At 36.4% G+C, this 14,161-nt stretch carries 13 protein-coding genes and 1 tRNA gene; 8 read left to right on the forward strand and 6 right to left on the reverse strand.

The features are described 5' to 3' along the window. The 3 genes from F3059_RS08675 to F3059_RS08685 form a co-directional block, all read left to right on the forward strand. The coding region (locus tag F3059_RS08675) for a T9SS type A sorting domain-containing protein (RefSeq protein WP_151168276.1) at positions 1 to 1,482 on the forward strand (1,482 nt) is incomplete at its 5' end. A 169-nt stretch (positions 1,483 to 1,651) separates the two neighbouring features. Next, a complete protein-coding gene (locus F3059_RS08680; protein WP_151168278.1) occupies positions 1,652 to 3,721 on the forward strand; it encodes a PAS domain-containing protein in 2,070 nt (689 codons plus the stop codon). After that, positions 3,711 to 4,748 carry a response regulator gene (locus tag F3059_RS08685; protein ID WP_151168280.1) on the forward strand — a complete coding sequence of 346 codons (1,038 nt, stop codon included), beginning with the start codon at positions 3,711 to 3,713 and terminating at the stop codon, positions 4,746 to 4,748. Before F3059_RS08680 ends, F3059_RS08685 begins: the two co-directional genes overlap by 11 nt. A gap of 9 nt (positions 4,749 to 4,757) precedes the next feature. Here the strand turns inward: F3059_RS08685 and F3059_RS08690 are convergent, their stop codons facing one another. From F3059_RS08690 to F3059_RS08700, 3 genes are all read right to left on the reverse strand, one after another. After that, positions 4,758 to 6,947 (reverse strand): PAS domain-containing sensor histidine kinase, encoded by a 2,190-nt coding sequence (locus tag F3059_RS08690; protein ID WP_151168282.1) that lies wholly within the window; start codon positions 6,945 to 6,947, stop codon positions 4,758 to 4,760. Between the two features lie 6 nt (positions 6,948 to 6,953). Beyond that, a complete protein-coding gene (locus tag F3059_RS08695) occupies positions 6,954 to 7,697 on the reverse strand; it encodes a response regulator transcription factor (RefSeq protein ID WP_151168284.1) in 744 nt (247 codons plus the stop codon). Positions 7,698 to 7,942: 245 nt separating this feature from the next. Continuing rightward, positions 7,943 to 8,026 (reverse strand) — tRNA-Leu (locus F3059_RS08700). A 192-nt stretch (positions 8,027 to 8,218) separates the two neighbouring features. Here F3059_RS08700 and F3059_RS08705 point away from each other — a divergent pair. From F3059_RS08705 to pth, 3 genes are read left to right on the forward strand one after another with little or no spacing between them, the layout of a single operon-like run. Beyond that, positions 8,219 to 9,157, forward strand: coding sequence for a ribose-phosphate diphosphokinase (locus tag F3059_RS08705; protein WP_151168286.1), 939 nt, complete (start codon positions 8,219 to 8,221; stop codon positions 9,155 to 9,157). A 23-nt stretch (positions 9,158 to 9,180) separates the two neighbouring features. Further along, positions 9,181 to 9,828 carry a 50S ribosomal protein L25 gene (locus F3059_RS08710; protein WP_151168288.1) on the forward strand — a complete coding sequence of 216 codons (648 nt, stop codon included), beginning with the start codon at positions 9,181 to 9,183 and terminating at the stop codon, positions 9,826 to 9,828. 10 nt (positions 9,829 to 9,838) lie between these two features. After that, entirely contained in the window at positions 9,839 to 10,402 is a 564-nt protein-coding gene (gene pth / locus F3059_RS08715) for an aminoacyl-tRNA hydrolase (protein ID WP_151168290.1), read from the forward strand. On the opposite strand, the gene F3059_RS08720 is transcribed toward pth, so the two are convergent. Next, positions 10,403 to 10,813: an NINE protein gene (locus F3059_RS08720; protein WP_151168292.1), complete on the reverse strand. Its 411-nt coding sequence runs from the start codon at positions 10,811 to 10,813 to the stop codon at positions 10,403 to 10,405. Between the two features lie 98 nt (positions 10,814 to 10,911). Between F3059_RS08720 and F3059_RS08725 the strand changes: the two genes are divergently transcribed. Further along, entirely contained in the window at positions 10,912 to 11,289 is a 378-nt protein-coding gene (locus tag F3059_RS08725; protein ID WP_151168294.1) for a hypothetical protein, read from the forward strand. Here F3059_RS08725 and F3059_RS08730 read toward each other — a convergent pair whose 3' ends face one another. Beyond that, positions 11,290 to 12,822, reverse strand: coding sequence for a cryptochrome/photolyase family protein (locus tag F3059_RS08730; protein ID WP_151168296.1), 1,533 nt, complete (start codon positions 12,820 to 12,822; stop codon positions 11,290 to 11,292). Between the two features lie 41 nt (positions 12,823 to 12,863). Between F3059_RS08730 and F3059_RS08735 the strand changes: the two genes are divergently transcribed. Then, the gene (locus F3059_RS08735) at positions 12,864 to 13,460 is read left to right on the forward strand and encodes a DUF429 domain-containing protein (protein WP_170265137.1); all 597 of its coding nucleotides are present in this window, start codon (positions 12,864 to 12,866) and stop codon (positions 13,458 to 13,460) included. Here F3059_RS08735 and F3059_RS08740 read toward each other — a convergent pair. After that, on the reverse strand, positions 13,447 to 14,160 hold the full coding sequence (locus tag F3059_RS08740) for a lycopene cyclase domain-containing protein (RefSeq protein ID WP_151168300.1): 714 nt from the start codon (positions 14,158 to 14,160) through the stop codon (positions 13,447 to 13,449). The genes F3059_RS08735 and F3059_RS08740 overlap by 14 nt on opposite strands. Position 14,161 lies beyond the last annotated feature (1 nt).

The raw sequence follows: 14,161 nt of genomic DNA on the forward strand, positions 1-14,161 counted from the left end.
ATAACAGACGGCAGCAACAATGTGTCAACATCGACAGCTATTGTTACAGTTGAAGACACAATAGCGCCTAATATCCAAACTCAAAGTGTAACACTTTACCTCGATAGTTTAGGACAGGCGAGTACAACAGCTATGAGTATAGATGCTGGCAGCAGTGATAATTGTGCTATTGACACCATGTTCTTAAGTGAAAACAACTTTGATTGTTCACACATCGGCACAAACACGGTACAGTTGATTGCTACTGATGTTAATGGTAATACAGATTCATCAAGTGCTGTTGTAACAGTTGAAGATACTATTGCTCCCGAGGTAATAACTCAGGGCGTAACCCTTTATCTGGATAGTACAGGAACGGCAGTACTAACGCCATCGGTATTTGATAATGGTTCTAATGATAATTGTTCAATAGACAGTATGAGCTTGAGTCAGGATACATTCACATGCTCTGATTTAGGCTTGCATGTTGTTGATTTACATGTAACAGATCAGAGTGGTAACGGTGCAACATCAAATGCTCTTGTTTCTGTTACAGACACCATAGCTCCCCTGTTGAGATCTTTCTCCAACATAACAGTTTATCTTGACAGCTCTGGCACTGCTTCAATTGATGCGGGCATGCTCGATAGTAACTCAGTAGATAACTGTAGTTTAGATACTATTTATCTATCTCGCACAACGTTGGGATGTAACGATCTTGGAAGTACAACAGTGGAGTTGATCGGAAAAGACGGATCCATGAATGAATCGCGAATATTGGTAAACTTAACGGTAGAAGACACACTAGCTCCAACGATCGAATGCCCATCAAGTTTTGATGCATGTGCCGGTATAGTGAACTTTCCTGATGCTGTAAGCAACGATAACTGTACCAGTACAGTAACTAATACAGGGAATGTTTTTTCAGGAGACAGTTTAACAGAAGGTGAATATGTAACATCATTTGAGGCTGTGGATGGATCAGGTAATGTGGCTAGCTGTACAACAAGTTTTAGTGTCAATGCTATTCCAGAAGTGGATCTTGGAGCAGACACAGCAGTTGGTCCAGGTCATGTTGTGAGTTTTTCAGTAAATGATACAGTCAGCGAATACCTTTGGAGTACAGGAGATACAACCAGATCTCTTGATCTAAAAGTATTGACAGACACAACCGTTTGGATTAGTGTAACAGACAGCAATAGCTGTACAGGATCAGATACAGCAACTGTAACCACCCTCACAAGTATAAAGAGATCTAAAAAAACTGTTAATGTGAGTGTTTATCCAAACCCAACCAGAGGTGAAGTAAAAGTTGAATTGCTTGGGGTAGAAAACTTGAACTACCATTTAATTGACATGGCAGGTAGAATACTTCAAAGCGGTAATATGCAAAATGGCTTGAATCGAATAGACTTGAGTCGATATGCAACATCAGTTTATTATCTTCAGCTTCAAAATGAACAAGGAGAAGGTATAAAGGTTATGCGATTGGTTAAGCAGTAATTTCCAGGGTTTAGTTAAGTTTAACTATGTTTGTTAGGTAGAGCAGGCTTGATTTTTTTCAAGCCTGCTTTTTTTTAACTCAGGAGCAAAATCCAGTTAATCCAAGATCTTGCTAAGTAAAAATCATTCATTTGTTATAATTTAGCTAACTAAAGAAATTATAAACAATTTGAAATTTAAATTAAGCAAAATAAAGCCTCAGGATATGGGGTTTTACGAAAAATTATTCAATTATTTCGAAAAGCCTGGCAAGGAGGTGTTTTGTTTTTTAGCGTTTGATTTAGAAGAATATGTGTTTTCTAACAAAATTAAAAGCCATCTAAACCTAGATAATGAACAAATCACAGCTATACTAAATCAAAGTATTGACCCGGTTTATGAGGGTTACGTAGAGAGTGTGGGTAAATTCGGTATTGGAGAAAGAAGGAGGTTTCCACGTGTAGATTTAAATTTGAATCAAGAAACTAAACCATTTGTTACAACAAAATTAATTGACTTTACTGCTATTGGCCTAGATTTTGTGTTATTCCTGCTATTCCCTTCAGATTTGATTTTACCTGAAAAAATCAATGAGAATATTATTGAGTTGATATACGAACCCTCTTACTCTGTGGGCTTATTGAACAAAGAGACTATCACTCTTTCAAATTCAACGAAATTAAAACTTGAAGATGTTAAAGTAAAGGCCGAGGCGGGGTATAAAGGAAAAAAAATACTGTTTTTTCAAAACCCAAATTCAACTTATTTCAACGAGTTTATTAAAGATTTTAGTGAAGTCCTCAAAAGTAGAGACGAGCAAATTCACTACAGAGAGTTGCTGACAGAGTCGATTTTCTCCGGTTTTTGGGATTGGAACATCACGACAAATTATGAGTATCTAAGCCCACAATTTAAAGCCATGTTTGGATACAATGTCGATGAAATGGAAAACACTCCAGAATCATGGCAAAAAATTGCTTACAAAGAAGACTTACCTTCATTATTTAATGAATTTAACAAGCATATTGAATCTAAAGGTGTAAAACCTTTTTCTTCGATTACCAGATTTTATCATAAAGAAGGATATACCAAATACGTTTTATGTAGTGGGAGGGTGGTTGACTGGGATGAAGATTGGAATCCCAAAAGAGCTATTGGAACTCATGTAGATTTAACAGAACAATTTGAAACTAGAAAAAAGCTAGATCAAAAAACAGAGGAAGCGGATAATATTTTCAGTTTTTCAAACTCATTATTCTTTTTAATTGATAAGGAAGGAGAAATAGTTTGGAACTCACCTAATATCAAGGAAAAACTCAAAACTTCTGAAGATGACTTAACTGGTCAATCTGTTTTAACACTACTAAATCGAAAACCAGGCACGATAAACTCCTTTTTAGAAGATAAAATTGAAATCAAAACTTCACAAAATGAAAGGTGGTATGAAGTCTTTGCAACTGAAATTAGGCAGCATCTAGAAAATGAGAATGTTGATAGTGCAAAATATTTTTTTCAACTCCAAGATATTACTGAAAGAAAAAAAGCTGAAGATATTTATAAGAAAAATTTAGAAAAGGAAGAGAAAATTATAGAGCAGCAAAAAGTTTTTCTTTCTGCGAGTTCTCATATTTTGAGAACCCCACTTTCTGTAATTAACACCAATATTGAAATTATAAATGAGAAGGTCAAGGCTTTAGAACTATCTAAAAAGTTCACAAACATAGAGGTAATTCAAAATCAAGTTAAAAAGATCAATGGGCTGATCTCTGATATGACAGAGTATACCAATGTTAAAGAAAGAGAAAAATCAAAAGTTAATGCAGAAGAGTTAATCGACTTAATAGTTGAGGAAGCTAGAGATCATAAAATAGATTTCTCCGTAGAAAAAAAGACTTCTTTGAAAAACTACTATACTAAATCAAATAAGGTTAACCTGACAAATTTATTAAACTCATATTTTACTTTAATAAATGCAGGCGGAGAACAAAGTTATTCATATGAAATATACAAGTCTGGAAATGAGATTTATGTTGTTTACACTGGCGGGATAATTGAAGGGTTTCACAATATTGTAAAGAACCACTTTAATGGAGATAGTACTTTTGATATAGATCATATGTCCAGTAAAATAATAGAGTTACAGTTTAAATTTGAATTTTTTATAGAATTAGTCAATATTGAGCTATTAAAATTCAAATTTAAAGAGGCTGACGATAATTCAATCTCTTACACAATAGCATTTAATCTATATGAAAACTAGAAATATTTTAGTCATAGAAGACGAACTGGATCTTTTAAACTCTATTAAAGATATATTAGAACTCAAAGGATATCATGTGTTTGACTTTTCTAAACCACAAAGTGCTCTAAATTATATCAACGAAAACAAAAATCAAATTGATCTCATTTTAAGTGATATAATGATGCCTGAAATGAGTGGTTTTGAATTATTGAGAGAAATAAGGTCTAACTCTCAGCTTGACCTAATTCCATTTGTTTTCTTAACTGCTAAAATTAAAGAGGATGATGTGAGACATGGATTTGCCCTGGGGGCTGATGATTACATTAAGAAACCCTTTGAAATATCTGTTTTATCGAATTCAATTTCTGCTCAGCTAAAGAAAAGAGACTCTTTTCTAGCGCTACTTGAAGAGAATAGTAAAAAAGTAAAAGTTGCCACAAACACATTTGATCAATTGTCTTTTTTTAACAGTCATGTCTTGCGCGCACCACTTGCTAATATTTTAACCATTTTAGAAGAAAAAAAACCTTTAAATGAAGAAGAAACATACTACATAAAGGAACAAGCAAAGAGAATTGATAGAGCAGTCATGTTATTGACCTCAAAAATGAGTAGGTTCAAGGGCGAAATTGATTACCAAATTAAAAAGTTGCCTGACTTTAACTTACTTGAGGAGGTAGTATTTGTAGATGATGACAACTTCCAGGTGCAACACATTAAAATGTTGTTTGAAAGGTTTTTCCCTCACATAAAACTCAATTGTTTTTCAAACCCTTTAGAAGTAATCAATATCAAACATGAACCCCAGCTGCTGATTACAGATATCAATATGCCTGAAATGTCTGGTTTTGAGCTAATAGAAACGCTGTCCTCAAAAGAGTTTTTTCCTCCTACAGTAATACTTACCAGTAGCATTGATTTAGAAGATTTGGAAAAAGCTATGTCATTTGACAATGTCTTTCAATTTCTAAGAAAGCCTTTTACTCCTTCAGACTTTAAAAAGGCATTCATCAACAACAAAGGAGAACCAGGCAGTATAAATTAAAAATCAAATTTATTTTTTGAATATAACAGAGCAGGTAGTACCCTTGTTGAGTTTTGACTTTATCATAATTTCAGCATCTTGCATGTTAGCTGCTTTTTTACAGATCAATAGCCCTAATCCGGTACCTTCATAATCTTTCGTGTTAGACCCTCTAAAAAAGGGTGTAAAAAGAGAAGCTTTATCTTTTTTGGGTATTCCTATTCCATTATCTGTAACACTTAATTTGATGAATTTCTCTTCTTTTTTGCAGTTGATTTTAACTTCATCTGTGGAGTATTTTAACGAGTTGTCAATGAAGTTTGTAAGGATTGTGGTTGTTAAATCAATATCCATTCTAACTTTTACCTCAATACATAAGTCGAACTTGAGGCGCTTAAACTGATCCTCGTTGTTGAGAAAATAACTCTTTAGTGATTGCTCTAATTTTTTTAATGGAATTTTTTTCAAATGTGAAGCTCTGAAGTTATCGCTGTCCAACTTACTATTCTCTAAAAGGTTGGCAATTATGTCGAGAAGTTTATTCAGCTGTTTTTTTATTCGTAAAAAGTATTTGCTTTTGTCAATGTTTTTGAAAGATGAATTGAGTAATTCAAGGTTCGTTAAGATAGTTGAAATAGGGGTTTTAAGCTGATGGCTTCCCATATCAATTATAGACTTCTCTAAATTAATTAACTCTTGTGATTTACGAAGCACCTCCACTTTTTCTTTTTCGAGTTCTCTTCGCTTCGAGATGTCCCTGGATGTTGAAACTATTTCGATTAGCCTCCCATCTTCATATATTCCTTTAGCATTAGTTTCAAGAATTATTTTATCACCATTTTTTCTAAACATTTCAATCTCACCTTCATAATGTGTGATCTCTTTATTTATCAATTTGACTAGCAAAGAATCCAATACTTCTCTTTGGGTCGAAGTGGTCAGTTCAAATGGGTTTTTACCAATCAGCTCTTCTGGTTCATAACCTAGTACATTTTTGGCTGATGCTCCAATAAATTTTATGTTAGCATTTGGTTTATGTAAACATATTATATCTGAATTATATTTAGAAATAGAGTTCAGTAATTTTGATTGATATTCCTTTTCTCTATTAAGCTTATACTCTTTTGTGATATCAATAAGTATGATCTCAAAGCTTTTTTCTGTTTTAGTTTCAAACTTATCTGCATATACTTGTAGCCATTTGTTTTCAACTTTTGATCTGGCTTTGAATTTAATTCTTTCGTGTTGAGAGTTATTTTCAAAGAATTTGCAAATCTTATTTTTATCAAAGTCTGTTATTAAATCTTTTAACTTGTCTCCTTCAAGTTCACAATTATTTAAAATTTTATAAGCACCTCTATTGGCATAGTTGATTGTACAATTTTCATCTAATTGAAGAAGCCCAACTGATGTTGTCTCGATTAATCTTTGATATTTTTTACGTAGTTTTTCTTCTCTTTCTTTAGAGTTTCTCAACTCAGTTACATTTTCAGAAACTGCAAAAATCATCCTTTCACCCCGGAAATTGAAAGGCGCTTTAGTTGTACGGTATATGCGATTTTCTCCCTTGTAGGTGGTGAAATCCTCATACTTGGTTAACGACTTGTTTTTGCTCAGAACCTCTCTTTCAAAGCTATCAAATTGATCCAGTTCACTTTTAACTTTATGAACTTCACTGTTACTAAAGTTTTCTATTTCTTCCTTATCTTTTCCAAACAGATCAGCAACAGCTTGATTTACTTTTATAAAGTCACCATTTGAATTCTTGACAAAAATCAAAGATGGACTTAGATCAAAAATGTTGTTTAAAAATTGAGCAGTTTCCCTCTGCAATTTATAATTTCTGTGTTCCTCATCAACGTTTCTCATTAAACCAACTACATATACAGGCTTATTATTCTCAAATTTTGCCTTACCCTGGTGTTCAGTATAAATGATGGTTCCATCTTTTTTGACCATCCTGTATATTGTTTTCTCGAAGTAGTCACTTTGTTTTTTCAAATGCTCATTGACGGGCTTTAAGGCTTTCTCTAAATCTTCAGGAACAACGTGAGATTTATATGTTTCGAAAGTAGCTTCAAGTTCTGAAGAATCTTCATAACCCAGTAGTTGACACCAACTCTTAGAATAATAAACTGTGTCGGTACACAAATCCCACTTCCATATTCCAATGTTTTGTTTTTCAGTTAGCAGATCAAATAATTCTTTTTCGTAAAGCATATTAAATCAGTTCTTTTGGCTAAACTTCTTAGGTGAAACTCTGTATTTGTCCTTAAAGCACTTTGAAAAATAAGATAGTGAGTTATATCCTACCATTGAGCTTATTTCTGAGATAGTGTTTGAATTCTGCTTAATCAAATGTGCAGCTCTTTCTAGTTTAAAGTTGTTAATAAACTCAGAGTAGTTTTGACCTGTCACGCGTTTAATTTTTTTCTGAACAGCTGAAGGGCTTAAGCTCAGTAGATCAGCCATTTTATCTAGACCAAAATCAGGATCATTACTGTGTTTTTGTACCTGATTTTTAACTTCTTCAAGGAATGAGATATCCTTATCTTTATGGTATTCGTGATCAGGGGTTTGTATTATCTTTTTTATTTGACCTCTTTTTCTTTCTATGATGTTATTAATAAGGTCAATGAATACTTCGTTATCAAAGGGCTTGTTCAAAAAATAGTCACTCCCTTTTTTAAGGGAGCTGCTGTAATCTTTATCTAATTTTCTAGCAGTAATGATAATAATTGATATATGATCGTATTGCTTTTTTGACCTTATTCGATCAAGTAGTGTTAAACCATCCATCTCAGGCATCATGATGTCTGAGATGATGATGTCTGGCTGATTGTGCTTAATTTCTTCAAGCACCTTGTTTGCCGAATCGAATAATGATACGTCAATATTCCTTAAGAGGAGTAATTCTTTTAAAGATTCTCCAAAACCTTTGTCGTCTTCGACTAAAATCACTTTTGACATTATTGTACCAGAATTAATTGAATATTGCTCAAATTTTGAAATTTGGGCTTAGCCTTTCGGTATTTGCTTTAAATTTGATTTATTTTACTTCAAAATGAAAGCAGTTTTAAATTATACGGAATTTATAAAACTAATACTGAAATAACTTTAGGAAAGGGATATTGTTCGAGCCAATGGGAGCTTTTCGTTAATATGAATTAAGAATAAATAAAAAAGAGCAAGTGAAAACTTGCTCTTTTTTGTTGTACCCAGGGCGGGAATCGAACCCGCACGGTATTGCTACCACTGGATTTTGAATCCAGCGCGTCTACCAATTCCGCCACCCGGGCAGATGTATTTCAACACTTCTTTTAATGAAGTGGAGCGCGAATTTATCAAAAAAATAAAACTGCAAGTCCTTTTTTACAGATTGATTTACCTTTGCATTATCAAAACCACTCAATTTCATACGGTTAAAGTTTTGGATAAATAGTATTTATTTGGTTAATTTGCAGCCCTTTTTGGCAAAGGAGGTCTAAGGCATGGATAACAAAAGAGTTAAAATTTTCACAGGGTCTGCAAGTCCCGAGCTGGCAAAGAAAATTGCCGCTTCATTCGGTTCTGAACTGGGTAACCTCACTATTCAAAAGTTTAGTGACGGTGAATTTACAGCCAGTTTTGAGGAAACTGTTCGAGGTCAGGATGTATTTCTCATCCAACCTACTTTCCCTCCTGTTGACAATCTTTTTGAGCTCTTACTCATGATCGATGCAGCCAAGAGAGCATCAGCGAGACAAATTGTTGCCGTGATGCCTTATTTTGGTTTTGCCCGTCAGGATAGAAAAGACAAACCTCGTGTGGCAATTGGTTCCAAAATGGTGGCTAACATGCTCACAGCTGCAGGTGTAACGCGGATCATGACGATGGATCTCCACGCTGATCAAATCCAGGGCTTCTTTGAAGTTCCGGTTGATCACTTATTTGCCTCAACGGTATTTCTGCCTTACATCAAAGAAAATTACGATCTCAGTAACCTCGTGATCGCAGCACCTGATACAGGTGGTACGAAAAGAGCAAATGCTTACGCCAAGTATTTTGATCTCGAAATGGCGATTTGTTACAAGCAAAGACGCGTTGCCAATGAGATTCAAAATATGATGGTGATTGGTGATGTAAAAGGGAAAGATGTTCTCCTTATAGATGATATCATTGATACAGCTGGCACGCTTTGTAAAGCTGCTGATTTGATGGTTGAAGAAGGAGCAAAATCTGTAAGTGCAATGTGTTCTCACCCTGTACTTTCAGGACCAGCTTACGACCGATTAGAAGATTCACAAATCAGTGAATTGGTTGTGACAGACACAATACCGCTTAAAAAGCAAATAGATAAAATAAAGACGCTTACTGTTTCTGAATTATTCGCTGATGTAATTGAGAACATTGAAGCGCACAAATCGATAAGTTCAAACTTTATTATTTAAAAGAAGATAAATAATCAACAGCCATGAAAACGGTTACAATAAAAGGATCAGTCCGCGAAAAAATTGGTACTAAACATGCCAAAGATCACAGAAGAAAAGGGTTTGTTCCCGCGGTTATCTACGGAGCTGATGAAAACACGCACATCATAATTGATGAGAGAGAATTCAACAAAATTGTTTACACTCCAGATGTTTACAATGTGAAAATTGATGTTGAAGGCAAAGAGTACAGCACAATTTTCCAGGATGCTCAATTCCACCCCGTAACAGATGATGTTTTGCATGCTGATTTCCTCATGGTTCAGGATGGAAAACCTGTAAAACTCAAGATGCCGGTTAAGCTTACAGGAAGTGCAATTGGTGTTCGCAATGGTGGTAAACTTGCTCAACCAATGCGTAGAGTGGCAGTTAAAGGTATGATCGATGCACTTCCTGACGGAATTGAAATCGACATCACTAAACTCCGTATCGGTCAGTCAATCAAAGTTGGTACTTTGAAAATTGACGGTGTTGAATTCCTCGATCCTGAATCTAGTGTGATGGTTGCTGTAAGAGCTGCTCGTGGTGCTGTTGATGAGGATCTCGATGGTGAAGAAGACGAAGAAGGAGATGATGAAGAATCTTCTGAAGAAGGAGAGGAAAAGAAAGAAGAAGCTTCTTCTGAAGAGTAAATTTTAGATTATGAAGTATCTCATTGCGGGCCTCGGTAATATTGGTTCGGAATACGAGAATACGCGACATAATATAGGTTTTAAGATACTCGATGAGTTAGCAGACTCATCGGGTATTTTTTTTGAACAGGACCGCTACGCGTATAAAGCCGAATACAAGTTCAAAGGACGCACTTTTGTTCTCATCAAGCCCACTACATACATGAATTTGAGTGGCAAGGCGGTCAACTACTGGCTCCAAAAGGAAAAGATTCCCACTGAGCGCGCTCTCGTCATTACTGATGATATTAACCTGCCATTTGGTAAGGTCAGGATCAGAGCCAAGGGAAGTGACGGAGGACATAATGGGTTAAAAGACATCCAAAAAATTCTCAATACCAGCAAGTATCCCAGACTCAGGTTTGGCGTGGGTGATGAATTCTCAAAAGGCAGCCAGGTGAATTATGTACTCGGGAAATGGTCTGCTGAGGAGGAAAAGGATCTGACTGAGAGAATCGATCTCTGCATTTCTGCGATTAAATCTTTTGGCACAATCGGACTGGCCAGAACGATGAACGAATTTAACAATAAGTAATTACGGCACGGACCACATGATCACCCGGTCGTTGTCAATGTATTTTTGCCAGTCATCTGTGACGAGAATAGCGACAATATCGCTAAGTGGTAAAAACCCGAGTCCGCCACCGAGTGTGAGCGTGTAGATCAACGGAACTTTTGTGGCTGTTCCCAAATAAAGCCGATGTACTCCAAATGGTCCGAGGGCAACTGCCAAAACCACAGCATAAAACTTCTTGTGTTTTGTCTCCGGGTTCTGAATTTTTGACTGTAAAAACGTTCCTATCTTAGCTTTCAGCCCTTTTACTTCCTGACTATCATTTAAGGTCACATTTACAGAGTTGTCAAAAGAATAACTCATTGTTGATCCGGCACATAAATAGCCGGTTAACAAAAGCGAAATGACAAGCGTAAGTGTGAATCGAATCATGCAGCGAAGTTATAATCTATTTCTCAATCTAAACCAACATTCAGTAATTTCAAAACATTGTGAAAATTGGCTTGTTTCACCAATAGAAAGGAATAGGTATGAAACGTGATAATGAGTTAATGAGGATTAGGGGAATTGAAAGTGATGACAGTCAAAAGGACCTGGAAAGTTTTATCGAAATGAGGCTCAGGCCAACCATCGTATTTCAAAAACCGATACTGATTTCTTTAATCAGGCACTACGTGAAAGAGCGAAAAACAAATTTCAACGCATTCAATCAAAAAGTTCAAAAGAACATTGTCAAAGAATTTTTTCAGGGTGAAAAGGAGCTCAGGAAAATGCTCATTCAATCCGTGATCGGGCTTTTTACAATCAATGAACTCGAAACGTATTATAAATACTCAACGCGTCTCGACACCGAGATCAATGATTATATTAAGACCGAAATCGTGAATAACATTGAACAGCTGTATTGATTACAACGATTCAATATTTTCGAGGTAGTACTCTGCTTGTTTGAGGTATTCTGTTTTTCGGTCAGATCCCATTTTGTCCCAGGTCCTGTACATCATTCCAACCCTGTGGTTGTCTCTGAGTTTATCTCGATGACGTTCATAGAATTGCCAGTACAAACTGTTAAACGGACACGCCTTTTCTCCCGTCTTTTTTGATTGGCTATAATGACACAATTTACAATAATCACTCATCTTATTGATGTAACTAGCCGATGAAACATAAGGCTTTGTGCCAATGACACCACCATCAGCAAACTGGCTCATTCCGCGCGTGTTTGTGATCTCTACCCATTGAATTGCATCGATGTAAATTCCGAGATACCAGTCATCCAGTTCGTCAGGATTGACACCAGCTAAAAGAGCAAAGTTACCCGTAATCATGAGTCGCTGAATGTGATGAGCGTAAGCGTGATCAAGGCTCTGATTGATAGCATGACTCATGCATTTCATTTTGGTTTCACCTGTCCAGTACCACGATGGCAAAGAGTTATCATGGTCAAAGAAATTGAGCGATTCGTAGTCAGGCATCTTTGTCCAATAGATACCGCGCATGAATTCTCGCCAACCCAAAATTTGGCGTACAAAACCTTCGAGTTGAGCAATGCTGATTTCGTCTTTTCTGTTTTCCCACTCTTCAATTGAGCGGTCAACAACTTCTTGCGGACTCAGCATTTTAGTGTTAAGTGAAAATGAGAGTCGGGAGTGGAAGAGACTCCAATCGCGATCAGTCAAAGCATCCTGATATTTCCCGAAAAGCGGCAAACAATCAGTCATAAAATGATCGAGCAATTCAAGTGACTGATTGCGGTTTATTGGCCAAACTAATTTTTCAGCATCAATATTTCCAAAGTAATCGATTTCTTTTTCATCGATCATTTTCACTATCTCATCGACATTGTTGTCAAAAGACTTTGGAGCTGGGATTTGTTGATCTTTTGGAAGTTTTTTGCGGTTTTCCTTGTCGTAATTCCACTTTCCGGTTATCGGTTCACTTCCGTTCATCAACACATCGTGTTTTTTGCGCATGTGACGATAAAAGCTCTCCAGCAGGTATTGTTTTTTGCCTTTGAAAAAGTCCTCTAGCTCTGTGCGGGATGTGTAGAAATGCTCGGTATCGAAAACTTCGGTCTCTATGTTGAGGTTCTGACAGAAATCTTTGAGCTGTTCATCCAGTCGGTATTCATCAGGAAGTTGATATTCAAACCTTTTTATTTTTTCCTTTTTGATGATTTTCTCGATCAGCTTGTTGAAATCATGTAAGTTTTCAGGATCACTGAGTTCGTAATATTTAACGGAGTGTCCTTCAGATGTAAGCCAATTTGAAAACGCTCTCATGGCAGCAAAAAAGGAAGTAATCTTTTGAATGTGATGGCGAACGTAGTTGGTTTCCTGTTTTACTTCTGCCATCAGGTAGATGACGTCATCATCAACCTTTTGAAACCAGGAATGGTTGTAATTGAGCTGATCGCCAAGAATTAGCCGGAGTGTTTTCATAAAAACAAAACACGCTTTTAAATTTGTTGTTCACAATGGTAATGGTTGGAATAGATTTAGGTTCACAGCTCGCGGGTACAACCGCAATAGCTTTCTTGAATGGTGATGAAGTCATCATTAGGCAATCCAATAAAGGAAAATCTGCTGATGATTTCGTTCAGAACCAATTAAAGGAATTGCCCGTGGGTTCGCTCATTGGTATAGACGCACCGCTCAGCTTACCAGAGGTTTACAGCAAAGAAGCCCTGGATTTGACGGAAGAGCCTGATTTTCACTATCGGGAATGCGACAAGGAGGTAAAAGCGATGTCGCCCATGTTCTTGGGCGGACTCACAGCAAGGGCGATGAAGTTATCGCATCATCTACAGCAAGAGGGACTCAAAATATTTGAGGTTTACCCGAAGATGGTTTTTCAAAACTCCATTCAGAACCGAGGAGGCTACAAGAAAAAGTGGAATCGTGAGTTGGCGCTAAATTGGGTGAAAGAATTAGAAGATAAATTCGGTTTTCACTTACAATCAGATTTGGAAAACTGGCACCAGTTTGATGCTATTTTGGCTCTGACCGCTACGCTCAAAATTTACAGGGGAGATGCACAAAAAGTTGGAGACGAAAATGAAGGGGTCATTTATTTTTAGGAACGTACCATTTTTCTTTAAAAGCCTCAAACAACCACACATTCATCATGATGAGTAGCATTCCGTAAAATAAATCTTCAAACGGAATTGTGCCCATTCTAAGGCCAATAAATTCTCGGGCATTGTACCATACAACCTCTTCTTCAATTCCGGTTCCGGTTAAAACTCCGTTAATTGCGAAAAACCCGATTAATGCTACCAGGTAAGCTCTGTAGAAATTCCCCAGCCATTCTACCTTTGCGAAGTAGTGCATATAGGCGATAAAAGCAGCTAAAAAGATAAAAGTCCAAAAAGTGTAATTGAGATCGTGATAGTAGATACCAACAACAATACTCACCGAAATAAGAATTAAACTGATATTTTCACTTTTATCATTGAACCAACTGTTCTTGGGCCAAAAGTAGTTGAGCACTTCATAGATAAATACACAGGCATAAGGAATTGTAATGAAAAAAAGCCATTCCCCTAAAGGCAAATGCATCAATTCAATTCCGGTCAAATAGCGATCATTGAAACCCCAAACGCCTTTTTGGGTAAAGATGGAATCCCAGGTTATAAAGAAAACACCCACAGCCAAAATAGCAGGGAAAAGCGCTTTCCATTTGCCCGCAAAATCGATTCTTGGTTCAAAACTCCTTATCAGGGGAATTGAAATGGTAGCGAGGTTCAATAGCAAATACAGGTAAGGAGTGTCGAGCATA

The organism is Salibacter halophilus, from assembly GCF_008806325.1.
Lineage (GTDB): Bacteria > Bacteroidota > Bacteroidia > Flavobacteriales_G > Salibacteraceae > Salibacter > Salibacter halophilus.